Origin of the sequence: Rhodovulum euryhalinum, assembly GCF_004342445.1 — a bacterium.
GTDB classification, from domain to species: Bacteria; Pseudomonadota; Alphaproteobacteria; order Rhodobacterales; family Rhodobacteraceae; genus Rhodovulum; species Rhodovulum euryhalinum.
On record NZ_SLWW01000004.1, the window covers coordinates 112418 to 136789 of the forward strand.

Genomic DNA, 24372 nt, shown 5'->3' on the forward strand with positions numbered 1-24372 from the left:
CCCGCCTTCCCGAGCCTTGGCCAAAGCGCCGCCGCCTATGCCGAACGGGCCTGGGCGATCCTTTTGTGCGGGATCGGGCTTGCGCTGATCGCGCGGGCGGTGCCGATGCCGTGGCTTGCGGTGCTCTTGTTGTCGGCGGCGGCGACGCTGGCCGCACTCGCCACCTTCCTGCGTATCGCCGACATGTGGGGCCGCCGGTTGCCGGCCGGCCGGCTGCGGCGGCTTTGTGCCGGGGCACCCGGCGCCTGCGTGCTGACCGACGGGCGGGGTCGGATCCTGCTGGCGAACACCGCGGCGCTGCGCCGGGTCCCGGCCAACCGCGGCCAACCGGTCGCCACGGCGTTCGCGGCGGTCTTTGCCGATCCCGATCGGGCGGTTGCCGGTCTTATCTCGGCCGCCGCGCGGGGCGAGAGCGCGGCGCATGCCCGTCCCGGGCCCGAGGGTGCGCTGCGTCTGACGGTCGAGCGCGCGGCGCCCGGCGTGTTCATCTGGCATCTCGATGGAGGCGAGCCGCCGGCATCCGACAGCGCGCTGCCGATGCTGCGACTTGACGAGTCAGGGCGGGTGCTGTCGCTGAACGCCGCCGCGCGGAACCTGCTGGGGCACATGCCGGCGACTCTCGACGCGCTGCGCCGCAACCGGCCGGCGGCCGCCCACCCCGATGGCGAGGAGATCGAGATCGATACCGTCGAGGGCCCCTTGTGGCGGCGGCTGATGACCCTGCCGGGCCGGGATGGCCAGCGCGAACTTTACCTCTTGCCGCCCGGCAACGTCGCCGGTGAGGCGCGCCCCCCCGAGGGGCTTCTTGATGCGTTGCCGGTCGCGATCCTTCAGATCGACACCGACGGAACCGTGCGGCTGGCGAACGCCCGTGCGCGGCAGCTGCTGGGCGCCGAACCGGGCGAGGCGCTGAACCTGTGCGACCGCCTCGAAGGGCTTGGCCGCTCGGTTGGCGACTGGCTGGCCGAGGCGGCCGAGGGGCGTGCCAGCAACATGGCCGAGGTGCTGCGGGTTGCCCGCGATGACCGCGAGCTGTTCGTTCAGGTGGCGCTGGCGCGGATGGAGGGCAACGGGCTGGTCGTTGTGCTGCACGATGTCACCGAGATGAAGACACTTGAGGCGCAGTTCACGCAAAGCCAGAAGATGCAGGCGATCGGCCAGCTTGCGGGCGGTGTGGCGCATGATTTCAACAACCTGCTGACCGCGATTTCCGGCCATTGCGACCTGCTGATGCTGCGCCATGACGCGGGCGATCCGGATTACGGCGACCTCGTCCAGATCCACCAGAACGCCAACCGTGCAGCGTCGCTTGTCGCCCAGCTTCTGGCGTTCTCGCGCAAGCAGACGCTCAGCCCCGAGGTGCTGGACCTGCGCGACACGATGGGGGAACTGGCGCATCTGCTCGACCGGTTGGTGGGCGAACGGGTGCGGCTGCGCATCCGGCATGGCGATCAGCTTCCGCCGATCCGGGCCGACAAGCGCAAGCTGGAACAGGTCGTGATGAACCTTGTCGTCAACGCCCGCGACGCGATGCCGAGCGGCGGCGAGATACGGCTCGAGACCGCGGCGGTCGAGCTTGCGAGCGACCTTCACCGGGACCGCGCCGTGGTCCCCGCGGGCACCTATGCGGTGGTGCGCGTGATCGACAAGGGCGAGGGCATCCCGCCCGACCGCCTGCCCAAGATCTTCGAGCCGTTCTTTACCACCAAGCGCCCGGGCGAGGGAACGGGGCTGGGGTTGTCCACCGTATATGGAATCATCAAGCAGACCGGCGGCTTCATCTTCGTCGACAGCCAGGTGGGCGCGGGCAGTACCTTCACCCTCTACCTGCCTGCCTATCGCGGCAGTCTCGACGAGACTACGGACACCGAGGCCGAGGGTGAGGACGATGCGCGCGACAGCGGCGTGATCCTCCTGGTCGAGGACGAGGCGCCGGTGCGTTCGTTCGCGGCGCGGGCGATGAAAATGCGCGGCCACACCGTTCTCGAGGCTGAAAGTGGCGAGCAGGCGCTCGAGATCCTCGCCGATCCCGGTCTCAAGGTCGACGTGTTCGTTTCCGACGTGGTGATGCCGGGGCTGGACGGGCCGGGCTGGGTCGCGCAGGCCTTGCAGGATCGTCCGGGCACCAGGGTGGTCTTCGTCTCTGGCTATGCCGAGGACAGCTTTGGCGAGATCCGGGCGCGCATCCCGAACTCGGTCTACCTGCCGAAACCGTTCTCGCTGGCCGACCTGACCACGACCGTCCAGCGCCAGTTGCGCGCACCGGCCGCCAAACCCGCCACGGGCGCCGGGCGTCAGGGCGCGGCGAGCGCCTCGTAAAGCAGGAAATCCTCGGCCCGCGCCGTCCGCAGCATCGCCCGGGTCTCTCTCGAAAGCGCGGTGTCCATGACCGGCGAGCGATTGCTGCGTGGCAGAGTGATCGGTCCGCCGAGCCGCGACTCGAGAAAGGCGATCAGCGCGTCCGGATCGTCATGGCGGAACAGGTGATCGACGCCGCGCCCGTCCCGCCCCGGCGCCACGAACCGGGCCTGGGAGCCGAGATCGGCCCAGGGTGGCCGGGTCTCGGCTAGATAGGCGCGTACGAAAGCGTCGAAACCGATGCCCCGCGTGCTGGTGGGCTTGCCGTCCAGCGCAGGGCGCTGGCGATAGCGATACCAGCTTCTCAGCCAGTCCTCGGGTTCGCGGATCACCGCGGCCGTCTCGATGCCGGTGATCCCCGCCTCTTCGACCAGCGGCAGGAGCCGCGCCCGGAACCGGCGCAACGTCACGTGCTTGAGCCGGGGCGGGGCGCGCACCACCATGTCCGCACGATCGCACAGCGCCGCGGCCAGCGCCGTCGACCCGGTCTTGGGCACCGCCAGAACCGCAAGTCTTTCCCGCACAAAGAGCAGCATCAGCCTCTCCGGTATGGCCCGGCAACCATGCCCGAGCCCCGTGAACGATTCCTTAACCGTTTCCGCGAATGCTGAAGCCACTCGAATTTGACTTGAAATGTTCGTGTTTTGATCTCATAGGTATGAGAACAAGAGGCGAACAAGAGCGATCATTGCCGCCCGCTTCCGGGTGTGGAATAAGGATGGGAAACATGGGCACAGCGAACCTTCTCGACATGGTGGACAAGCGCAATTCCGACAAGCAGAAGGCCCTCGACTCGGCGCTCGCGCAGATCGAGCGGCAGTTCGGCAAGGGCTCGATCATGAAACTCGGCGCCGACAACCCGGTGGCCGAGATCGAGTCGACATCCACCGGTTCGCTCGGGCTCGACATCGCGCTGGGGATCGGCGGGCTGCCCAAGGGCCGGATCATCGAAATCTATGGCCCGGAAAGCTCGGGCAAGACGACGCTGACGCTGCATTGCGTGGCCGAGGAGCAGAAGAAGGGCGGCATCTGCGCCTTCGTCGATGCCGAGCACGCGCTGGACCCGATCTATGCCCGCAAGCTGGGCGTCGATCTGGACGAGTTGCTGATTTCGCAGCCCGATACCGGCGAACAGGCGCTTGAAATCGTCGATACGCTGGTCCGCTCGGGCGCGATCAGCATGGTCGTGGTCGACTCGGTCGCGGCGCTGACGCCCAAGTCCGAACTCGAGGGCGACATGGGCGATTCCAGCGTGGGCGTGCAGGCCCGCCTGATGAGCCAGGCGATGCGCAAGCTGACGGGCTCGATCAGCCGCTCGAAATGCACGGTGATCTTCATCAACCAGATCCGCATGAAGATCGGCGTGATGTTCGGCAGCCCCGAAACCACCACGGGCGGCAACGCGCTGAAGTTCTATTCCTCGGTCCGGCTCGACATCCGCCGGATCGGATCGATCAAGGACCGCGACGAGGTGGTGGGCAACGCCACCCGCGTCAAGGTGGTCAAGAACAAGGTCGCGCCGCCGTTCAAGCAGGTCGAGTTCGACATCATGTATGGCGAGGGGATCTCGAAGACCGGCGAGTTGATCGACCTTGGCGTCAAGGCAGGCGTGGTGGATAAATCCGGCGCCTGGTATTCCTTCGGCGACGAACGGATCGGCCAGGGCCGCGAGAATGCCAAGCAGTTCCTCAAGGACAATCCCGACATCGCGCTGTCGATCGAGGACAAGATCCGCGCCGCCCACGGGCTTGATTTTCACATGGGCGCCGAAGACGGCGACGAGGCGGTGATGGAGGCCTGATCCGGCCGTCACCGCGGAATGACGGGCCCGCCGGGGCGATTCGGCGGGCCTTTTGCATGCGGGCCGGACATCCGCTTGACCGGCCATGCGCGGCGCAGTAGCCACCGCCCATGGCGCGCGCACCCCTTCTTCAGCTTTCCGACATTTCGCTGACATTCGGCGGCGACCCCGTCTTTGCGGGGCTCGACCTTGTGATCCAGCCGGGCGACCGGGTGGCGCTGGTGGGCCGCAACGGTTCTGGCAAGTCGACGCTGATGAAGGTGATGGCGGGGCTGGTCGAGCCTGACAGGGGCGCGCGCGTCCTCTCGCCCGGCACCACCGTCGGCTACATGGAGCAGGATCCCGACCTGGCGGGCTTTGCCACGCTTGGCGATTTCGCGGCAAGCACGCTGGCCCATGGCGAGGAGTACCGGGTGGCTATGGTGGCCGAGGGGCTGAAATTCGACCCCGCGACGCCGGTGGCCACCGCCTCGGGGGGCGAGCGGCGGCGGGCGGCTCTGGCCAGGCTGCTGGCCGAGGCACCCGCACTGATGCTGCTGGACGAGCCGACCAACCATCTCGACATCGAGGCGATCGGCTGGCTGGAATCGCAACTGGCCGAGACACGCTCGGCCTTCGTGCTGATCTCGCACGACCGTGCGTTCCTGCGCGCGCTGGCGCGCGCGACGCTCTGGATCGACCGGGGCGAGGTGCGCCGCCAGGAGCGCGGCTTCGAAGCGTTCGAGGAATGGCGCGACAAGGTCTGGGCCGACGAGGACGAGGCCCGCCACAAGCTTGACCGCAAGATCAAGGCCGAGGGCCGCTGGGCGGTCGAGGGGATTTCCGCCCGGCGCAAGCGCAACCAGGGGCGGCTGCGGGCGCTGCAGGCGATGCGGGCGGATCGCGCGTCGATGATCCGCCGGCAGGGCACCGCCGCGATGGCGCTGGAGGCCGGGCCGCAATCGGGCAGGCGCGTGATCGAGGCCAAGGGCATCTCGAAACGCTTTGCCGACCGCGTGATCCTGCGCGATTTCAGCCTGCGCATCCACCGGGGCGAGCGGGTGGCCCTGGTCGGCCCCAACGGCGCGGGCAAGACCACGCTGTTGAAGATGCTGACCGGCGAACTGGCCCCGGACACGGGCGAGGTGATGCTGGGGACGAATCTCCAGATGGCGGTCTTCGACCAGAATCGCGACGCGCTCGACCCCGAAATGACGCTGTGGGAAAGCCTGACCGGCGACCCCGGGATGCGGGTCTCGGGCAAGGCCGACCAGGTGCTGGTGCGCGGCCAGCCGAAACACGTTGTCGGTTACCTCAAGGAGTTCCTGTTCGACGACGCGCAGGCCCGCGCGCCGGTCCGCTCGTTGTCCGGCGGGGAACGCGCCCGGCTGTTGCTGGCGCGGATCATGGCGCGGGAATCGAACCTTCTGGTGCTGGACGAGCCCACCAACGATCTCGACGTCGAGACGCTGGACCTGCTGGAGGAACTGGTTTCCGAATTCGACGGGACGGTGCTGCTGGTCAGTCACGACCGCGATTTCCTGGACCGGGTGGCCTCGACCACCATCGCGATGGAGGGCGACGGGCGGGCGACGGTCTATGCCGGTGGCTGGTCGGACTATCGCGCGCAGAGGACCGATCCGGCCCCGTCGCCGGCGTCCGTCAAACCGGCGGCCCCGGCCCCGAAACCGGTGGCGGCCAAGGCGAAGAAGGCGGCACAAGGCCTTACGTTCACCGAAAAACACAGGCTGGACGCGCTGCCCGCCGAGATCGAGCGGCTTGAAGCCGAGATTGCCAAGCTTGAGGAACTGCTTGCGGAATCCGATCTTTTCATCCGCGAGCCGGTGAAGTTCAGGAAGGCGACCGAGGCGCTTGCCGCGCGGCAGGCCGCGCTGTCCGAGGCCGAGGAGGAGTGGCTCGACCTTGCCGGGAAGGCCGAGGGCTAGGCCTCAGCGCATCCGCAGCGCGCCGTCCAGCCGGATCACCTCGCCGTTCAGGTAGCAGTTCTCGATGATGTGGCAGGCCAGCCGCGCGAATTCGGCGGGTTCGCCCAGCCGCGGCGGGTTCGGCACGTCGGCGGCCAGCCCGTCCATCACCTCCTGGCCCAGCCCTTCCAGCATCGGCGTGCGAAACACGCCGGGCGCGATGGCCATGACCCGGATCCGCAGGTTCGCCAGGTCGCGCGCCAGCGGCAGGGTCATCGCCGCGATACCTCCCTTGGACGCGGCATAGGCAGCCTGGCCCTTCTGCCCGTCGAAGGCGGCGATGGACGCGGTGTTCACGATCACGCCGCGGCAGCCATCGGCCTCGAAATCGTTGTTCGCCATCTCGGCGGCGGCAAGGCGCAGCACGTTGAAACTGCCGATCAGGTTGATCTCGACCGTGCGGCGAAAGCTTTCCAGCGCGTGCGGGCCGCTGCGGCCCAGCACGCGTTCGGCGGTGGCGATGCCCGCGCAGTTGATGCAGGCGGTGATGCCGCCCATCTGCGCGGCGGCCTCGCCGATCGCCTGCGCGACCGAGCCTTCGTCGGTGACGTCGACCGGCTGGAAGCCAGCGCCGATCTCGGCGGCCAGCGCCATGCCGCGGTCGGTGTCGCGGTCCAGGATCGTCACCGCCGCCTCGGCGGCACAAAGCACGCGCGCCGTCGCCGCCCCAAGCCCCGAGGCCCCGCCCGTCACGATCGCCTTGCTGTCGCTGATGCGCATGGATCCGTCTCCCTGTCTGCCTGTGCGGCCAGACCTAGCCGCGCGCGCGGCGGATTGTCCATGCGTCCTTGCGGCCTACCAGCGTCCGCTCGCGCCGCCGCCCGAGGACCGGCCGCCGCCGAATCGGCCCTGCGATCCGCTGCTCCGGTTGATCGCATAAGGCTTCTCGTCGCGGTGGCCGCAGGCCGGGCAGGACGTGACCGCGCGGCCTTCGCCCGGCTCGGCGGCGGTGGCGGGGCGCACCTCCTCGCGGGTGACGCGCAGTCCGCGATGGCCGCAATCGGGGCACCGCCGCAGCCGGTCCCGGAGAGAGGAAAGCCGGCGGCGGAACACCGCCGCGGCCACGAAGGCCGCGAAAAGCAGCGGCGGCAAAAGCCCCGCGCCCCCGCCGCCGCCGGACGTGCCCGGCGCCGTGCCCGCGGCATGGGGCCGGGCGATCCGCGCGATGGTCGCCGCGGTGCCGGTCTCGATTCCCTGGGCATACCGGTCGGCGCCGAAATCCGGCAGGAAGCTGTCATCCACCACGGCACGCGCGACGCGGTCCCATTCCGCCGGATATCCCGCGCCCAGTTCCAGCCGCATTTCCCGGTCGCGATGGGCGACCAGCACCAGGATGCCGTCGTCACGGTCAGCGTCGCCCACGCCCCAGGCGTTGAAAAGCGCGGTGGCAAAACTCTCGATGTTGTTCCAGGCGCCGTAATCGGCGCGGCGCGGGATGGTCAGCACGGTCATCTCGACGCCGGTCTCGTCCTTCAGTGCCGCGAGCGTCGCGCGCAGCCGGTCTTCGGTCGCCGCGTCGATGATCGTGGCGTGGTCGTTGACGTAAAGATCGTCAAGCGCGGGCCAGTTCCCCGACTGTGCCCCGGCGGGAACGGCCGCGAGAATCAGGATCGGCAGGGCGGCGGGGGCGAGGCTGCGGAACATGGGTGCTTTCCCGGGGGGGCGGTACGCCGACAAGGCTGGGCCAGGTCTTGCCGGTTGTCCAGCCCCGGGGTGGCGGCAAGGTGCCGATCCGGGCGGCGCGGCGGGGGAGAGCGTCACATCCCCGTGTTCGCCCGTTGCGTGCCGCCCGCGTCGCCCTTTGTTTGGAGACAAGGCGCCGCGAGGACGCCTTGCCGGACCGTTTGGCCCGGACACCGGATGAGAGGCAAGGAGAGACAACATGAAATTCGATCGCTTCACCCTTCCGCTGGCAGCCGCGCTTGCCACTGCGGTGGCGGCTCCGGCGGTCGCCGGAAGCTATGACCCGGCCCCGGAACCCGTTCAGGTAGCCCCCGCTGCACCAGCGCCGGTGTTGGGCGGCGACTGGGGCGGCGGCTATGCGGGTCTGCAGCTCGGCTTTGCCGACGTGGATGCGGATGGCGGCCTCAACGGCGACGGCGAGATCTATGGCGTCCATGCGGGCTATCGTTGGGACATGGGCACGCTGGTCTACGGCGTGGAAGTCGACTACGACGACGCCGGGATCGACATCGGCAATGGTGCGGCCGAACTTGACGACGTGATGCGGCTCAAGGGCCAGGTCGGCTATGACATGGGCAGCACGCTTCTTTACGCAACGGCGGGCGTGGCCAATGCCGACACCACGCTTGGCGACGAGACCGGCTGGCTTGCGGGTGGCGGTCTGGCCTGGGCGGTTTCGCCATCGTGGACCGTGGGGGGCGAGATCCTCTATCACGATTTCGACGAGTTCGGGAATTCCGGCATCGGCGCGGACGCCACCACGGCGACGCTGCGCGCCTCGTTCCGGTTCTGAGAGTTCGTCCGGGGCGGCGTCTACGCCGCCGCCCCGGACAATTCGCCCAGGACGCGCGGAATCGTCATCACGTCCTCGCGCGTGCAATCGAACTGACCCACCTGTACCCGGATCACGAAGCGTCCCAGGTGCCGCGTCTGGGTCAGATAGACCCGCCCGTCATCGTTCACCTCTTGCAGCAGGGCCGCGGTTCTGGCCTCATCGCCGAAGGCGAAGGTGAACAGCGACAGGCGCGGCTCGGTCACGATCTGGAATCCGGGCAGGGCGGCGATCGCGTCGCGCGCCTCGGCGGCCCAGGCGACATGGTTGCGGATGCGCGTGCGCAGGCCTTCCAGCCCATAGGCGCGCAGCACGAACCACAGCTTCAGCGCCCGGAACCGGCGGCCGAGTGGCACCGTCCATTCGTTGAAATCGGTGACGTCCGACCGGCCCAGCGTTTGCAGGTAATCCGGCCGCAGCCCCAGCGTGCGCACCTGGGGCGCGGGGTCGGCGAGGAACTGCACCGAACAGTCGAACTGTGCCCCCAGCCATTTGTGCGGGTTCATCACGACCGAATCCGCCGCATCCACACCATCCCACAGGGGCCTGAACTCCGGACAGATCATCGCCGAGCCCGCCCATGCGGCATCGACATGGGAATACAGCCCCTGCGCGCGTGCCACGGCCAGCGCCGGACCGATCCGGTCGAAGGCACCGATCCCGGTGCCGCCCGCGCAGAGGATGACGCCCGCGGGCAGATGACCGGCCGCCCGGTCGGCCCGGATCGCGGCCTCCAGCCGCTCGGGGTCCAGCGCGAAATCGGCATCGGTGGCGATCCTGACCAGGTTTTCCTGCCCGATGCCTGCGATCCGGGCGGCCTTGTCGATCGAGGAATGACCCTGCGCCGAGGCATAGAGCCGGATGCGGGGCTGTCCCGACAGGCCGCCGGCATTTCCCGCCCAGTCCAGCGCGCGCTCGCGCATGGTCAGCACCGCCGACAGCGTGGCGGTGGTGGCGCTGTCGTGGATCGTGCCGGTGAACCGGGCGCCAAGCCCCAGCGCGTCGCGCAGCCAGCCCACAATCACCTGTTCGATCTCGGTCGCGGCGGGGGCCGTCTGCCAGAGCATGCATTGCGCGGCCATCGCGTTCGCCAGCTGTTCGGCCAGCATCGAGGCGGGTGCGGCGTTGGCCGGGAAATAGCCGAAGAACCGGGGGTGCTGCCAATGGGTCATCGCGTCCGGTACGATGCATTCGAAATCGGCAAAGATCGTCTCGATGGGCTCGGGCGCCTCGGGGGCGCGCTGCGGAAGCCTTGCGGCGGTCTCGCCCGGGGCGGTCTGCGCCCGCACCGGCCGGTCGCGCAGGCCCCGGTGGTAGTCTCGCGCCCAGTCGGCGGCGCGTTTCGACCAATGCGCCAGATCGTCGTGGTCCATCGCCGCTGTCTCCCGTCGGATGCCTCCGGCGGGGATATTTCCGGCCAGAAGAAGGGGCAAGGGGGCAGGGCGTCTCAGCCGAGTCCGGCCTGCACCCGTTTCGGCAGGCTCGCGCGGACCACGTCATAGCTTTCGGTCAGGCGCCGGGTCATCTCGGCGTCGTCGCACGCGGTGCAATCGACCGCGATCCAGCCGCCCCGCGGCAGGTAGGGCGCCTTGCCCGCGCGGCCGACCGAGATCAGCATTTCGGCAAAGTCCGGATCGGCGCATTTGACCGACACGCGGCCCGAGCCGGGCGCCATCAGCGCGAAGATCTTGCCGCCGACCTTCCAGACATCGGTTTCCGGCCCGAACGGGCGTTCGCGCACCGCGCCGGGCAGCGCGTCGCAATGGGCGATGATCTGGTCTTCGGTCATGGCCCGAGCCTGCCGCGAGTCGCGGGGCCGTTCAACCCGCTTGGCAGAAGGATGGACCGTTGCTATGACGTGCCCATGACGCAAGGCCGCTTCATTCCCTGCCGCATTACCGGCTGACACCCCCGGGGGCGGGCCGCGCGTCGTATTTCCATCGAAAGGGATATGTGCCAGAACCCGCCGCGGGACGCGCGCGAAGGACGGACGCATGACCGAGATCACCCTCTACAACACCCGGACCCGCAGGAAGGATCCGTTCGAGCCGATCGACCCGGCCAACGTGCGGATGTATGTCTGCGGCCCCACGGTCTATGACCGGGCGCATCTGGGCAACGCGCGGCCGGTGGTGACCTTCGACGTTCTGTACCGGCTCTTGCGCCATGAGTATGGCGAGGGAGCGGTGACTTATGTGCGCAACTTCACCGATGTCGATGACAAGATCAACGCCGCCGCCCGGGCGATGAAGGAGGCGGGCGATCCGCGCACGCTGGAGGAGCTGATCCGCGAGCGGACCGACCAGACCATCGGCTGGTATCATGCCGACATGGACGCGCTGGGGGCGCTGCGCCCGACCCACGAGCCGCGCGCGACCGAGTGGATCGGGGCGATGATCGCCATGATCAAGGGGCTGATCGCGAAGGACCACGCCTATGAGCGCGAGGGGCATGTGCTGTTCCGGGTGCGGTCCTATACCGGGTATGGCGCGCTGTCGGGCCGGTCGGTCGACGACATGATCGCGGGCGCGCGGGTCGAGGTGGCGCCGTTCAAGGAAGACCCGATGGATTTCGTCCTGTGGAAGCCCTCGGACGACGAGTTGCCGGGCTGGGACAGCCCCTGGGGCCGCGGGCGGCCGGGCTGGCATATCGAGTGTTCGGCGATGGCGCATCAATTGCTGGGGGCGTCGTTCGACATTCATGGCGGCGGCATCGACCTGCAATTCCCCCACCACGAGAACGAGATCGCCCAAAGCTGCTGCGCCCACCCCGAGGGCGGTTTCGCCCGGGTCTGGATGCACAACGAGATGCTGCAGGTCGAGGGCAAGAAGATGTCCAAGAGCCTGGGCAATTTCTTCACCGTGCGCGACCTGCTGGACGGAAATTGGAGCGGCGGCTGGAAAGTGCCGGGCGAGGTGATCCGCTTCGTGTTCCTGTCCACGCATTACAGAAAGCCGATGGACTGGACGGCGGAGAAGGCGCAGGAGGCGGAAAAAATCCTGAAAAGATGGTGGGCAGCCGCCCGCTTTGACGAAGGAGAAGGGCAAGTCTCTGAGGAGTTCATCGGAGTACTCTCTGATGACCTCAATACGGCTGGGGCAATTGCGCAGCTTCACATGCTCTATGCCTCCGGCGATTATCCGGCGCTTGTAGCCTCGGCCCGCTTTCTTGGGCTTCTTCCGGTCGAAGGGGGTGATTGGGTCTTACCAAACCCGGAAACGCTCGCCATTGTCGGAATTCCCCTCCTCCTTCGCGAAATCGACGCTGCACGTGCGGAACGAGATTTTGCACGTGCGGACGAAATCCGCGCAGTCCTTCAGAGTGCTGGTGTGATCGTGAAAACGAGCAAAGAAGGAAGCAGTTTTGAAATTGGTGCAGATTTCGACCCAACAAAACTCGAGGCACTGAAGTGACTCTGCTATCGGCGTCGAAGCGGCGCAGCGCCCGGCCCGGCGGGGCGGGCGGGAAGCGCCCGTCCCTTGGGGTGAGACGGGACCGTCGCGCCGGTGGCGCGGCGAAAGCCCGTCGAACGGTCGGGCGCTGTCCGGGCCTGCGGCCCGGACGGGATGATCTCGGAGCGCGGGCGATCCGATGACCAAGGAACGCCTCACCCTCTACGACACCACGCTCCGCGACGGGCAGCAGACGCAGGGGGTGCAGTTCTCGACCGCTGAGAAGGTGCGGATCGCCGAGACACTCGACGCGCTCGGCGTCGATTACATCGAGGGCGGCTGGCCGGGTGCCAACCCCACCGACAGCGCCTTTTTCGAGACCGCGCCCGCGACCCGCGCGCGGCTGACCGCCTTCGGCATGACCAAGCGGGCCGGGCGGTCGGCCGAGAACGACGAGGTGCTGGCCGCCGTCCTGAACGCGGGCACGCAGAGCGTCTGCCTCGTCGGCAAGACCCACGATTTCCACGTCACCACGGCACTCGGCATCTCACTCAACGAGAACGTCGAGAACATCGCCAAATCCATCGCCCATGTTACCGCCCGGGGCCGCGAGGCGCTGTTCGACGCCGAACACTTCTTCGACGGCTGGAAGGCCGACCCGGCCTATGCGCTCGACTGCCTCAAGGCCGCGCACGAGGCGGGCGCCCGCTGGATCGTGCTGTGCGACACCAATGGCGGCACGCTGCCGCGCGAGGTGGGCGAGATCACGGCCGAGGTGATCGCCCGCGGCATCCCCGGCGCGCAGATCGGCATCCACACCCATGACGATACCGGCAACGCGGTGGCGGGCAGCCTGGCGGCCGTGGACGCGGGCGCGCGGCAGGTGCAGGGCACGCTGAACGGGCTGGGGGAACGCTGCGGCAATGCCAACCTGACCACGCTGATCCCGACCTTCCTGCTGAAGGAGCCCTATGCCAGCCGGTTCGAGACCGGCGTGACGGCCGAGGCGCTGACCGGGCTGACGCGGGCCTCACGGCTGCTTGATGACATCCTGAACCGGGTGCCGCGCAAGGCGGCGGCCTATGTCGGCGCCTCGGCGTTCGCGCACAAGGCGGGGCTGCACGCCAGCGCGATCCTCAAGGATCCCGCGACCTACGAACATGTGGATCCTGCGCTTGTCGGCAACATCCGGGTGATCCCGATGTCGAACCAGGCGGGGCAGTCGAACCTGCGCCGCCGGCTGTCCGAGGCGGGGCTTGATGTGCCCGAGGGCGATCCGCGGCTCGCCGCGATCCTCGACGAGATCAAGACGCGCGAGGGCGAGGGCTATTCCTATGACGGCGCGCAGGCCAGTTTCGAACTGGTGGCGCGGCGCATCCTCGACCGCCTGCCCGCCTATTTCGAGGTCAAGCGCTACCGGGCAATGGTCGAGCGGCGCAAGAACCGCTATGATCGGATGGTCAGCCAGTCCGAGGCGGTGGTGGTGGTCAAGGTGGGTGGCGAGAAGAAACTGTCGGTTTCGGAAAGCCGCGATGCCGAGGGACGCGACCGCGGCCCCGTGAACGCGCTCTGGCGGGCACTGGCCAAGGATCTGGGCCCGTACCAGCCCTATATCGACGACATGAAGCTGGTGGATTTCAAGGTGCGGATCACCAATGGCGGGACCGAAGCCGTGACCCGCGTCATCATCGACAGCGAGGACGGGCAGGGGCGGCGCTGGTCGACGGTGGGGGTGTCGCCGAACATCGTCGACGCCAGTTTCGAGGCGCTTCTGGATGCGGTGGTGTGGAAACTGGTGCGCGACGGGGCGCGGGCGTGATGGACTGGGATGCGTTCTTCACCCTGCATGACGGATTGCCGCGCGAGGGGCCCGGCGATGGCGAAAGCCTCGACTGGGCGCTGGCGCTGGCAGGCGTGCCCGAGGACGGCGTGATCTGCGACGCGTGTTGCGGCCCGGGGGCGGATATCGCGGGTCTGCTGGCCCATGTGCCGCAGGGCCGGGTCGAGGCGCCGGACCTGCATGGCCCCTTTGCCATCCGGGCAGCGGCGCGGTTCGCCGACGACCCGCGGGTCACGGTGCGGCAGGGCGACATGGGCGATCTGTCCGGGGCTTACGACCTGATCTGGCCGGCCGGCGCGCTCTACTTCCTCGGGGTGGCCGAGGGGCTGGCCCGCTGGCGCGGCGCGCTGTCGCCCGGGGGCGCGGTGGCCTTTTCCGAAGCCTGCTGGTGCACCTCGGCGCCGTCCGCGGCCGCGCGCGCCGCCTGGGCCGAGGAGTATCCCCAGATGACCGACGAGGCCGGTGTCACGGCACAGGTGAGCGCGGCGGGCTACCGCATCCTTGGCCAGCGGCGGCTGTCCGACGCGGCGTGGGAGGCGTATTGCACGCCGATGGAGGCGCGCATCGCCGCCCTGCGCCCCGGGGCCGATGCGGCGCTGGCAAGTGTGCTGGACGAGGCCGAGACGGAAATCGCCACCTGGCGCGCCTGCCGCACCGAATTCGGCCATCTGCTGACCGTCGCGCGGCCGGCATGAGCCTGGACGCCTGCGCCGAGATCGTCCGCCGGGGCGATCCCGACCGGTTCCTCGCGGTGATGGCGGCGCCGGTGGCGGCGCGGGCGCGGCTTGTGCCGCTCTATGCCTTCAACGTCGAGGTGGCGCGCGCCCCCTGGCTGACCGAGGAACCGATGATCGCCGAGATGCGCCTGCAATGGTGGCGCGACGTGCTTCAGGAAATCGCGGAGGGCGGGCCGGTCCGCCGCCACGAGGTGGCGACACCGCTGGCCGAGGTGCTGGGGCCCGACGAGGCGCGGCTGCTGGACAGCCTCGTGGCCGCGCGGCGCTGGGATGCCTACCGCGACCCGTTCGAGGATCAGGCCGCCTTCGACGCCCATATCGATGCGTGTTTCGGCACGCTCATGTGGGTGGCGTCCCGCCTGCTGGGCGCGGATCGGGGCGAGACGGCCTTGCGCGATCTGGGCACGGCCCAGGGCGTCGCGGCCTGGCTGCTGGCGGTGCCCGAGCTTCGGGCGCGGGGCCGCGCGCCGCTGCCCGATGCCCGGCCCGGGGCGGTCGCCGCGCTGGCGCGCCGGGGGCTCGACCGGCTGGCCGCGGCCCGCGCCGCGCGCTCCGCCGTCCCCGCACCCGCCATCCCCGCGGCGCGGGCGGCCTGGCGTGCGGGCGCGATTCTTGCCCGGGCCGCGGCCGATCCCGCGCGCGTGGCCGAGGGGCGGCTCGCCACCTCGGAATTCCGCCGCCGCGCTGCTCTACTGGTCCGGTCCCTGGCGGGGCGCTGGTAACGGAGGCGGCCTGCATGGCGTCCCATGGCGACGGGGCGTGCCGTCCGCTCCCGGATGCCGCAATGGAGATCTGCCCCCGTCGTTGCGGTTCGCCTGGAAAGCCCAACCGGACGAAGCGCCTTTCGGTCTTCTTCTTGGCGGAAATACTCCGGGGGGTCGCGGGGGGCAGCGCCCCCCGCGCGGGTCGCCCCGGCGTCAGCCGGGGCGAAACCCGAGGGCCCAGATGGGGGTCCGGACCGCCAACCGGCCAGGGACGCGGCCGATCCTACTCGCCCTCGCGCCGGTCCTTCAGCCGGGCCAGCGCGGCAAAGGGTTTCGTGTCCTCGTCCCGCAGTGGTGCCACGCCAGGCGGGCCAAAGACCGCCGCGGCGATCCCGGCCCCCTCGGCGCGGGGATAGAGCGGCAGCGCCAGCGCCAGCGCCTCCTCGACGACCGCCATCAGGTCCAGCACCTCGGGCAGCGGTTCCTCGGTCTCGTCCTCGGGCATCTCGACCTCGTGGCCCGGCGGGGGGGGCGGCATGTCGGCGCGGTAGCTGCGCACCACATCGGCCTCGATCCGCGTCGTCACCGGTGCCAGCGTCACCACGCAGGGCTGCACGACGGTCGCGCCCAGATGACCCGCAAGCCGCCAGTCGCGCCGGCCCTCGGGTGCAAGCGTGCCCTCGAACCGCAATTTCCGCAGCGCCTCTAGCCCCAGCCGCGCCGCGATCCCGGCCCGTGTCTCGGCGTCCGGCACCAGACGCACCGGCATCGGGGCGCGTCCGGATTGTGCCGACAACCGGATTTGCGCTGGGGTCTGTTGATCCTCGGCCATGGGCGGCGTTCCTTTCTTGAACCCGGGTGGCTGTCTGATGTAAGCGGGATAGGAGGCAAGAGCCCTTGTGACAAGAGGTTGGCATGGCAAGGTCCCGGGCAGGTACCGCCAGACTGGCGTTGATCGCCGTGCTTACTGCGGCGCTCGCCGCCTGTTCGCCCATCGTTCGCACCCACGGATACGCCCCCTCCGAGGAGGACCTGTCCGCGATCGTCGTGGGGGTCGATACCCGCGACACCGTGGCCGAGGTGGTCGGAACCCCGTCGGCGAACGGGGTTATGCGCGACAATGCCTGGTATTACGTCGCGAACACCTGGGAAACGGTGGGCCCGCGTGCGCCCGAGAATGTCGACCGCCAGGTGGTCGCGGTCTCATTCGCCGAGGATGGCACCGTCGAGAATGTCGAGCGCTTCGGCCTGGAACAGGGCCGTGTGATCGCGCTGAACCGCCGGGTCACCGACTCGAACGTCAAGGGCATCTCGTTCCTGCGCCAGTTGCTGGGCAATATCGGGAACTTCCGGGCCGAGGACGTGATCGGGCCCGATTCCTGATCCCCTAGCCCGACTTCTCGAAGTCCAGCGCGACCCCGTTGATGCAATAGCGTAGACCGGTGGGCCGCGGCCCGTCGGGGAAGACGTGGCCGAGATGCGCGTCGCAGCGCGCGCAATGGACCTCGGTCCGCGTCATCAGGAAGCCGCGATCGATGCTTTCGCCCACCGCCTCTGCATCGAGCGGCCGGGTGAAGCTGGGCCAGCCGGTGCCGCTGTCGAACTTGTCGGCCTGATCGAACAGGGGGGCGCCGCAGCAGACGCATTTGAACCTGCCCGCCTCCTTTGGGAAATCGTCATGGGTGAAGGCCCGCTCGGTGCCGTGTTTCCGCGTCACCTTGTAGGCCAGGTCCGAAAGCTGCGCGCGCCATTCGGCGTCGGTCCTCGTGATCTTCTGGGTCATGATGTCTCGCGTCCCCGTCGTTCTGGTGTCACATCTTGTGTGCTATCGCCTGCCCACGCATATTTAGGCGGGCGGACGTCCTCCGCCAGTCCGGTGGAGAGGTCACGATGCTGTCACTTCGCAAGGGGCGCTACGCCGCCCGCCTCGCCGGGACGCCGGCCGATGTCGAGGCGGCCCAGCGGCTGCGCCATCGCACCTTCCGTGCGCGCTCCGGGGCTGACGAGGGGCTGGATGCCGACGCCTTCGACGCGCTCTGCCACCATGTGCTGGTCGAGGAGGTGCGCAGCGGAACGCTGGTCTGCTGTTTCCGCCTGTTGCCGCTGAAGGGCGGGGCCGAGATCGGGCAGAGCTATTCGGCGCAGTATTACGAATTGTCCGCGCTGGCCAAATTCGACGGCCCGATGGTCGAGATGGGCCGGTTCTGCATCCACCCGGACTGGAAGGATCCCGATATCCTGCGCGTCGCCTGGGGGGCGATGACGCGGTTCGTGGACGAGACCGGCGTCGAGATGCTGTTCGGCTGCTCGTCCTTCAAGGGCACCGAGGCCGAGACCTACATGGACGCCTTTGCGCTGCTCAAGGACCGCCACCTTGCCCCCAATCGCTGGCTGCCGCGGGTCAAGGCGCCCAACGTCTTCCGGTTTGCGCAGATGCTGGGGCTGGTGAAGCCCGACGCCAGGCGCGCCATGCTGGGCATGCCGCCGCTGTTGCGCACCTACCTGGTGATGGGCGGCTGGGTCAGCGACCACGCGGTGGTCGACCGCGATCTCGACACGCTGCACGTGTTCACCGGGCTCGAGATCCGCGCGATCCCGCCCGCCCGCAAGCGGCTGTTGCGCGCCGCCGCGGGGTGATGGTCGGGCGGCCGCCCACGCCGCCTTGCCCATGGACAGCCCCCGCGCACGGTTATACATCGGGGCGAACATCCCGAGACCCCGAGGCGCGACCGACATGCCCAGCCTGAACGACATCCGTTCGACCTTCCTGCGCTATTTCGAGAAGAACGGCCACGAGGTCGTGGACAGCTCGCCGCTCGTTCCGCGCAACGACCCGACGCTGATGTTCACCAACTCGGGCATGGTGCAGTTCAAGAACCTGTTCACCGGCGTCGAGAAGCGCGCCTATACCCGCGCGACCACGTCGCAGAAATGCGTCCGCGCGGGCGGCAAGCACAACGATCTCGACAATGTGGGCTATACCGCGCGGCATCATACCTTCTTTGAAATGCTGGGGAATTTCAGCTTCGGCGACTATTTCAAGGAAAACGCGATCCCCTTTGCCTGGGAATTGCTGACCCGCGATTTCGACATCCCCGCCGAGCGGCTGCTGGTGACCGTCTACCACACCGACGACGAGGCGGCGAACATCTGGAAAAAGGTCGCGGGCCTGCCCGACGAGCGGATCATCCGCATCCCGACCTCGGACAATTTCTGGCAGATGGGCGATACGGGCCCCTGCGGCCCCTGCACCGAGATCTTCTACGACCACGGCGATCACATCTGGGGCGGCCCTCCGGGCAGCAAGGACGAGGACGGCGACCGGTTCATCGAGATCTGGAACCTGGTCTTCATGCAGTTCGAACAGTTCGAGGACGGCACCCGCCGCGAACTGGCCGCGCAGTCGATCGACACGGGCATGGGGCTGGAACGGATCGGGGCGCTGTTGCAGGGCAAGCACGACAACTATGACACCGACCTGATGCGCGCGCTGATCGAGGCCTCGGCGCATGCGACCTCCACCGAACCCGACGGCCCGGGCAACGTGCATCACCGGGTGATCGCGGATCACCTGCGGTCCACCTCGTTCCTGCTGGCCGACGGGGTGACGCCGTCGAATGACGGGCGCGGCTATGTGCTGCGCCGGATCATGCGCCGCGCGATGCGGCACGCGCACCTGCTGGGCGCGTCCGACCCGGTCATGCACCGGCTGGTGCCGGCGCTGGTGACCCAGATGGGTGCCGCCTATCCGGAACTCCGCCGTGCACAGGCGCTGATCGAGGAGACGCTCAAGCTGGAGGAAACCCGGTTCAAGCAGACGCTGGACCGGGGCCTTCGGCTGCTGGACGACGAACTCGCGCGGCTGCCCGAGGGCGCGGCGCTGCCGGGGGATGCGGCGTTCAAGCTCTACGACACTTACGGCTTTCCGCTGGACCTGACGCAGGACGCGCTGCGCGAGATGGGGCGCAGCGTCGATATCGCCGGGTTCGACGCCGCCATGGCCGAGCAGAAGGCCAAGGCGCGTGCGTCCTGGTCGGGCTCGGGCGAGGCAAAGGAGGCGCGGGTCTGGTTCGAGGTGGCAGAGCGCGTCGCGCCCACCGAATTCCTGGGCTACGACACCGAGGTGGCCGAGGGTCAGGTCATGGCGCTGGTCGTCGAGGGCAGCGAGGTGGATGTGATCCCCGCGGCGGGCGAGGGCTGGATGGTCGTCAACCAGACGCCGTTCTATGCCGAATCCGGTGGCCAGGTGGGGGATACGGGTACGTACCTGAAACCCGAGGGCGCCGGGACGATCCTTGACACGCAAAAGATGCCGGGCGGGCTTTTCGCCCACAAGGTGTGCCCCGAGAAGGCGGCGCTGGCAGTTGGCGACGCGCTGGAACTGCGCGTCGATCATGCGCGGCGCAGCGCGATCCGGGCGCACCACTCGGCCACGCACCTGCTGCACGAGGCGCTGCGCCAGACGCTGGGCGATCACGTGGCGCAAAAAGGGTCGCTGAACGCGCCCGACCGGCTGCGCTTCGATTTCAGCCACGGCAAGGCGATGACGGATGCGGAACTGGCGGCGGTGGAGTCCGAGGTCAACGCCTTCATCCGGCAGAATTCCCCGGTGGAAACCCGCATCATGACGCCGGATGACGCCCGCGCCATCGGGGCGCAGGCGCTTTTCGGCGAGAAATACGGTGACGAGGTGCGCGTGGTGTCGATGGGCCGCGCGCCGACCGGCAAGGGGCAGGACGGCAATACCTGGTCGCTGGAACTCTGCGGCGGCACCCATGTCCGGCAGACCGGCGATATCGGCCTTTGCGTCGTGCTGGGCGACAGCGCGTCCAGCGCGGGCGTGCGCCGGATCGAGGCGCTGACCGGTCAGGCCGCGCTTGACCACCTGATCGCCCAGCAGAACCGGCTGGCCGAGGTGGCCGAACTGCTGCGCGCCCAGCCCGCCGACGTGGTGGCCCGGGTGCGTGCGCTGGTCGAGGACCGCCGGGCGCTGGAGAACGAGGTGGCGACGCTGCGCCGCGACCTTGCGCTGGCCGGACCGGCCGGCGCGGCGCCCGAGGCCCGCGCGGTGGGCGGCGTGCCGTTCCTCGCGCAGGTGCTCAAGGGCGTTTCGGGCAAGGACCTGCCGCCGCTGATCGACGAACACAAGGCGCGGCTGGGATCGGGCGCGATCCTGCTGATCGCCGAGGCCGACGGCAAGGCCGCGGTCGCCGCGGGCGTGACCGCCGACCTGACGGCGCGCGTCTCGGCCGTCGATCTGGTCAAGGCGGCGGTTGCTGAACTGGGCGGCAAGGGCGGCGGCGGGCGGCCCGACATGGCGCAGGGCGGCGGCAAGGATGCCGTGAACGCCGAGGCTGCGATCAAGGCCGCCGAAGCCGTGCTGGAGGGCTGAACCATGGGCGCACTCTGGATCGCCAACGTGCATGTCACCGACGAGGCGGCCTACAAGCGCTATGCCGCACTTGCGACCGAGGCCATCGCCGAACATGGCGGCGTCTTCCTCGCCCGCGGCGGCCGCTACCGGCAACTGGAAGGCCGGGACCGGGCGCGCAACGTGGTCGCGCGGTTCCCCAGTCTCGAAGCGGCCGAGGCCTGCTACAATTCGGCGAAATACCAGCAGGCGCTGGACCATGCCCGCGGCGCCTCGGAACGCGATCTCGTCATCGTCGAAGAGGTCTGAGCGGCGCGCGTCTCAGCCGTTGCCGCGGCGCACGAAGCGCGCGGCTTCGGCCGCGGCGGTTCGCAGTGCGCGAGCCTTGTTGACGGTTTCCTGCCATTCGGCCTCGGGGTCGCTGTCATAGACCACGCCGCCCCCGGCCTGGATGTATAGCTTGTCGTCCTTGACCACCGCCGTGCGCAGCGCGATGCACATGTCCATGTCGCCGCCGGCGGCGAAATAGCCGACGCCGCCGCCATAGACGCCGCGCTTTTCGGGCTCCAGTTCGTCGATGATCTCCATTGCGCGGACCTTGGGCGCGCCCGACACCGTTCCCGCGGGCAGCCCCGCCAGCAGCGCGGACAGCGCGTCCTCGCCCTCGGCAATCTCGCCCACGACGTTCGACACGATATGCATGACGTGGGAATAGCGCTCGATCACGAACTGTTCGGTCGGCCGCACGGTGCCGATCCGGGCCACCCGGCCCACGTCGTTGCGGCCGAGGTCGAGCAGCATCAGGTGTTCGGCCAGTTCCTTGCGGTCGGCCAGCAGGTCCGCCTCTAGCGCGCGGTCCTCTTCGGGCGTTGCCCCGCGGGGGCGGGTTCCGGCGATGGGCCGGATCGTTACTTCGCCGTCGCGCAGCCGCACCAGGATTTCAGGGCTGGCGCCCACCACCTGGAAGCCGCCGAAGTTGAAGAAGAACATGAAGGGCGAGGGGTTGGTGCGCCGCAAGCTTCGGTAGAGCGCGAAGGGCGGCAGCGGGAAATCCTGGGTCCAGCGCTGCGCCGGCACGACCTGAAAGATGTCGCCCGCGCGGATATAGTCCTTGGCCTTTTCCACCGCGGCCATGTAGCCGTCCTTGGTGAAGTTCGACACCGGCTCGCCCACCTCGCGCGCCTCGCCGAAATCGCGGGTCTCGGCGGGTACCGCGCTGTCCAGATCGCGCAGCGCGTCCATCACCCGTTCGGCGGCCTGCGCATAGGCGGCGCGCGCCGACAGCCCCGGTTCGGGCCGGGCGGGCGAGACCACGATGACCTCGCCCTTGACCCCGTCGAGCACCGCGACGACCGAAGGACGCAGCATCACCGCGTCGGGCAGGCCCAGCGGGTCGGGGTTGACGTTGGGCAGGCGTTCGACCAGCCGGATCATGTCGTAGCCCAGATAGCCGAACAGGCCCGCTGCGATCGGCGGCAGGTCCTCGGGCATCGGGATCGCGCTTTCGGCCAGCACCGCGCGCAGCGTCGAAAGCGGGTCGCCCTCCATGTCCTGCCACGCGTCGGCGTCGAAGCGGGCGGCGCGGTTCACGCGGGACGCCTCGCCCCGACATTCCCAGACCAGATCGGGCTTGAAGCCGACGACCGAGTAACGCCCGCGCACCTCGCCGCCGGTCACCGATTCCAGCATGAAGCTGTCGGGCCGGGCGCCCGCAAGCTTCAGCATCAGCGATACCGGTGTGTCCAGGTCGGCGGCAAGCCGGGCATGGACGACCTGCGCCTTGCCGGCATTGTAGGCGGCTTCGAAGGCCGCGAATTCGGGGATGATCTTCGCCATGGTTCTACCGGAACTGCGCATGGACGGCGTTGATCGCCGCCTGGTCAAGCGTCAGGCCGCCGGAATTGACCAGCTCCTGCGCGAAATAGGCATATAGATCCTGGGCCATACCCTGGCCGGCCTGGGCGGCGATGGTTTCGCGCAGGAAACCGGCGGCGGGATCGTCGGGATCGGGGGGCAGGACCGCATCCAGCCGGATCAGCCACGCTGCCTCGTCCGCGGTCACAACGCGGGTCTCGCCGGGCTCGGCCATCGCGAACAGCGCATCCGAAAGGGCAGGCGGCGTCAGCCCGCCGCGCGACAGGCCCTCTTGCACCTCGACCTCGACGCCGAGCGTCTCGATCGCCTCGCCCGCGGCCAGCCGGCCGGCCAGCGCCTCGGCCCGCTGGCCAAGCCGGGCCAGCGTCTCGGCCGCCCGCGCGTCGGCCGCCACCTGGTCGCGCACGGCATCCAGCGGGCGAAGGGTGGGGGGAACCTCCTCGTCCAGCCGGATCGCAAAGATGCCGCCATCCTCGAGTTCCAGAATCTCGGGGAAATCGTCCTCGGCCAAGGCCATGGCTGCGTCGCGAAATGCCTGGTAGGCGGCGATGCCGTCCTCGTTCGCGCCGGTGAAGTCGACCTGGCCAAGTTCCATGTCGGTCTCGGCGGCCAGGTCCTCCAGCGTCGCACCCGCCGCCAGCCTGTCCTCGAAATCAGCCAGCATGTCGCCGATCATGCGGGTGGCGCGGTCGCGGGCGGCCTCTTCCACCAGGCTTTCGCGCGCGTCCTCGAACGGTGTTTCCTGAGCGGCAAGGATGCCGTTCACCCGGAACAGCGCCGGGCCCAGATCGGACATGTGGGGCCCCGTCACGCCCGGCGCCGTCAGCGCAAAGACCGCCGCGCCCGCCGCGCCGCCGATATCGACCTCGGCGATGTCGCCCATGTCGATATCCGCAAGTCCGAGCCCGCGCGCCTCGACCGCCGCATCGAAGCTGGTCTCGCCCGCCGCGATCGCGTCCGCCACGGCCTGCGCCTCTGCTTCGTCCGGGAACACGAGCCGCTCGACCAGCCGCCGTTCGGGCTGGACGAACTCGTCGATCCGTTCCTCGTAGAGGGCGCGCAGCATCTCCTCGTCGGGTTCGATCCGGTTCAGCATCATGTCGGGCGTCAGCCAGGCATAGGTGATCCTGCGGGTTCGCGGCGCGGTATAGGCGTCGGGGTTGGCCTCGTATTGCTGGGCGATCCGGGCCTCGGTCGGCTCGGGGACCGGCGTCTCCAGGTCGTCGGCGGTCAGCCGGATCAGGCTGGCGCTGCGCCGCTCGGCGATGAAGTCGTACAGCGTGTCGGCATAGGTCTCGGGCGTGCCGAGCCCGGCCACCACCCCCGCCTGCAACAGAGACCGCGCAGTATCCTTGCGGATCTGGGTCTCGAAAGCGCTTTCCGTCATGCCGTTCTGCTGCAGCACGAAACGGTAGGTCTCGCGGTCGAACTGGCCGTCCGGACCCTGGAAGGCCGGCACTGCCAGCACCTCGCGGGCGACCGTCGCGTCGCCGACCGAAACGCCAATGCGCCGAACCTCGTTGTCCAGCGCGGCGTTGGCAATCACGCGCGCGCGCACCTGCTCGACCAGCCCGCCCGCCTCGGCCTCGGCAAAACTCAGCGCCTTGCCGGTGGCGGCCTGCTGGGCGTTCAACTCCTGCCGCAGGGCACGGGCATAGGAGTCGACGGCGATCTTCTCGTCCCCCACGGATCCGATCGCGTCGATCGAGCCGCCGAAATTCGAGATGCCGAAGCCGCCCAGCCCGAGGATCAACAGGCCCATCAGAACCCAGACGGCGGCCTTTGATGCCTGCTTGCCGACGGATTTGGACATGG

At 69.0% G+C, this 24372-nt stretch carries 21 protein-coding genes; 12 read left to right on the forward strand and 9 right to left on the reverse strand.

The annotated features are described in order from the left end of the window. Positions 1-105 precede the first annotated feature (105 nt). Positions 106-2319: an ATP-binding protein gene (locus EV655_RS06305; RefSeq protein WP_132543264.1), complete on the forward strand. Its 2214-nt coding sequence runs from the start codon at positions 106-108 to the stop codon at positions 2317-2319. Here the strand turns inward: EV655_RS06305 and EV655_RS06310 are convergent. Then, entirely contained in the window at positions 2295-2894 is a 600-nt protein-coding gene (locus EV655_RS06310) for a sulfotransferase family protein (protein WP_132542974.1), read from the reverse strand. The genes EV655_RS06305 and EV655_RS06310 overlap by 25 nt on opposite strands. Positions 2895-3085: 191 nt before the next feature. Between EV655_RS06310 and recA the strand changes: the two genes are divergently transcribed. Then, on the forward strand, positions 3086-4159 hold the full coding sequence (recA, locus tag EV655_RS06315) for a recombinase RecA (protein WP_132542976.1): 1074 nt from the start codon (positions 3086-3088) through the stop codon (positions 4157-4159). A gap of 110 nt (positions 4160-4269) precedes the next feature. Beyond that, the gene (locus EV655_RS06320) at positions 4270-6084 is read left to right on the forward strand and encodes an ABC-F family ATP-binding cassette domain-containing protein (RefSeq protein WP_132542978.1); all 1815 of its coding nucleotides are present in this window, start codon (positions 4270-4272) and stop codon (positions 6082-6084) included. Between the two features lie 3 nt (positions 6085-6087). Here the strand turns inward: EV655_RS06320 and EV655_RS06325 are convergent, their stop codons facing one another. Further along, positions 6088-6843, reverse strand: a complete 756-nt coding sequence (locus EV655_RS06325; protein WP_132542980.1) for an SDR family NAD(P)-dependent oxidoreductase — start codon at positions 6841-6843, stop codon at positions 6088-6090. Positions 6844-6918: 75 nt separating this feature from the next. Beyond that, complete coding sequence (locus EV655_RS06330; RefSeq protein WP_165905289.1) at positions 6919-7767, reverse strand: TPM domain-containing protein; 849 nt, start codon at positions 7765-7767, stop codon at positions 6919-6921. Positions 7768-8005: 238 nt separating this feature from the next. Between EV655_RS06330 and EV655_RS06335 the strand changes: the two genes are divergently transcribed. Next, the gene (locus EV655_RS06335; RefSeq protein WP_132542984.1) at positions 8006-8599 is read left to right on the forward strand and encodes an outer membrane protein; all 594 of its coding nucleotides are present in this window, start codon (positions 8006-8008) and stop codon (positions 8597-8599) included. Positions 8600-8619: 20 nt separating this feature from the next. Here the strand turns inward: EV655_RS06335 and EV655_RS06340 are convergent, their stop codons facing one another. Continuing rightward, positions 8620-10011, reverse strand: coding sequence for a pyridoxal phosphate-dependent decarboxylase family protein (locus tag EV655_RS06340; protein ID WP_132542986.1), 1392 nt, complete (start codon positions 10009-10011; stop codon positions 8620-8622). 74 nt (positions 10012-10085) lie between these two features. Then, positions 10086-10427 carry an MmcQ/YjbR family DNA-binding protein gene (locus EV655_RS18610; RefSeq protein ID WP_165905290.1) on the reverse strand — a complete coding sequence of 114 codons (342 nt, stop codon included), beginning with the start codon at positions 10425-10427 and terminating at the stop codon, positions 10086-10088. A gap of 205 nt (positions 10428-10632) precedes the next feature. Between EV655_RS18610 and cysS the strand changes: the two genes are divergently transcribed. The 4 genes from cysS to EV655_RS06365 all read left to right on the forward strand — a co-directional run bounded on the left by cysS (position 10633) and on the right by EV655_RS06365 (position 15329). Next, positions 10633-12051, forward strand: coding sequence for a cysteine--tRNA ligase (cysS, locus tag EV655_RS06350; protein ID WP_132542990.1), 1419 nt, complete (start codon positions 10633-10635; stop codon positions 12049-12051). Between the two features lie 178 nt (positions 12052-12229). Continuing rightward, a complete protein-coding gene (cimA, locus tag EV655_RS06355) occupies positions 12230-13849 on the forward strand; it encodes a citramalate synthase (protein WP_132542992.1) in 1620 nt (539 codons plus the stop codon). Next, positions 13849-14565 (forward strand): class I SAM-dependent methyltransferase, encoded by a 717-nt coding sequence (locus EV655_RS06360; RefSeq protein ID WP_132542993.1) that lies wholly within the window; start codon positions 13849-13851, stop codon positions 14563-14565. The genes cimA and EV655_RS06360 overlap by 1 nt, the downstream gene beginning before the upstream one ends. Then, the gene (locus EV655_RS06365; RefSeq protein WP_132542995.1) at positions 14562-15329 is read left to right on the forward strand and encodes a squalene/phytoene synthase family protein; all 768 of its coding nucleotides are present in this window, start codon (positions 14562-14564) and stop codon (positions 15327-15329) included. The genes EV655_RS06360 and EV655_RS06365 overlap by 4 nt, the downstream gene beginning before the upstream one ends. A gap of 265 nt (positions 15330-15594) precedes the next feature. On the opposite strand, the gene EV655_RS06370 is transcribed toward EV655_RS06365, so the two are convergent. Then, positions 15595-16143: a YceD family protein gene (locus EV655_RS06370; protein ID WP_132542997.1), complete on the reverse strand. Its 549-nt coding sequence runs from the start codon at positions 16141-16143 to the stop codon at positions 15595-15597. 83 nt (positions 16144-16226) lie between these two features. Here EV655_RS06370 and EV655_RS06375 point away from each other — a divergent pair, with 83 nt between their 5' ends. Then, positions 16227-16694 (forward strand): outer membrane protein assembly factor BamE, encoded by a 468-nt coding sequence (locus EV655_RS06375; protein WP_132542999.1) that lies wholly within the window; start codon positions 16227-16229, stop codon positions 16692-16694. A 4-nt stretch (positions 16695-16698) separates the two neighbouring features. Here EV655_RS06375 and msrB read toward each other — a convergent pair whose 3' ends face one another. Next, positions 16699-17094, reverse strand: a complete 396-nt coding sequence (gene msrB, locus EV655_RS06380; protein ID WP_132543001.1) for a peptide-methionine (R)-S-oxide reductase MsrB — start codon at positions 17092-17094, stop codon at positions 16699-16701. Positions 17095-17201: 107 nt separating this feature from the next. On the opposite strand from msrB, the gene EV655_RS06385 reads away from it, so the two are divergent. The 3 genes from EV655_RS06385 (at position 17202) to EV655_RS06395 (ending at position 20991) form a co-directional block, all read left to right on the forward strand. Continuing rightward, positions 17202-17948, forward strand: a complete 747-nt coding sequence (locus EV655_RS06385; protein ID WP_132543003.1) for a GNAT family N-acetyltransferase — start codon at positions 17202-17204, stop codon at positions 17946-17948. Between the two features lie 97 nt (positions 17949-18045). Beyond that, positions 18046-20703 carry an alanine--tRNA ligase gene (gene alaS / locus EV655_RS06390; RefSeq protein WP_132543005.1) on the forward strand — a complete coding sequence of 886 codons (2658 nt, stop codon included), beginning with the start codon at positions 18046-18048 and terminating at the stop codon, positions 20701-20703. A gap of 3 nt (positions 20704-20706) precedes the next feature. After that, positions 20707-20991 carry a DUF1330 domain-containing protein gene (locus tag EV655_RS06395; RefSeq protein WP_132543007.1) on the forward strand — a complete coding sequence of 95 codons (285 nt, stop codon included), beginning with the start codon at positions 20707-20709 and terminating at the stop codon, positions 20989-20991. A 12-nt stretch (positions 20992-21003) separates the two neighbouring features. Here EV655_RS06395 and trpE read toward each other — a convergent pair whose 3' ends face one another. Together trpE and EV655_RS06405 are read right to left on the reverse strand one after the other, a co-directional pair. Further along, positions 21004-22518, reverse strand: coding sequence for an anthranilate synthase component I (gene trpE, locus EV655_RS06400; RefSeq protein WP_132543009.1), 1515 nt, complete (start codon positions 22516-22518; stop codon positions 21004-21006). Positions 22519-22522: 4 nt separating this feature from the next. Beyond that, positions 22523-24370: a peptidyl-prolyl cis-trans isomerase gene (locus EV655_RS06405; RefSeq protein ID WP_132543011.1), complete on the reverse strand. Its 1848-nt coding sequence runs from the start codon at positions 24368-24370 to the stop codon at positions 22523-22525. Between the last annotated feature and the right edge of the window lie 2 nt (positions 24371-24372).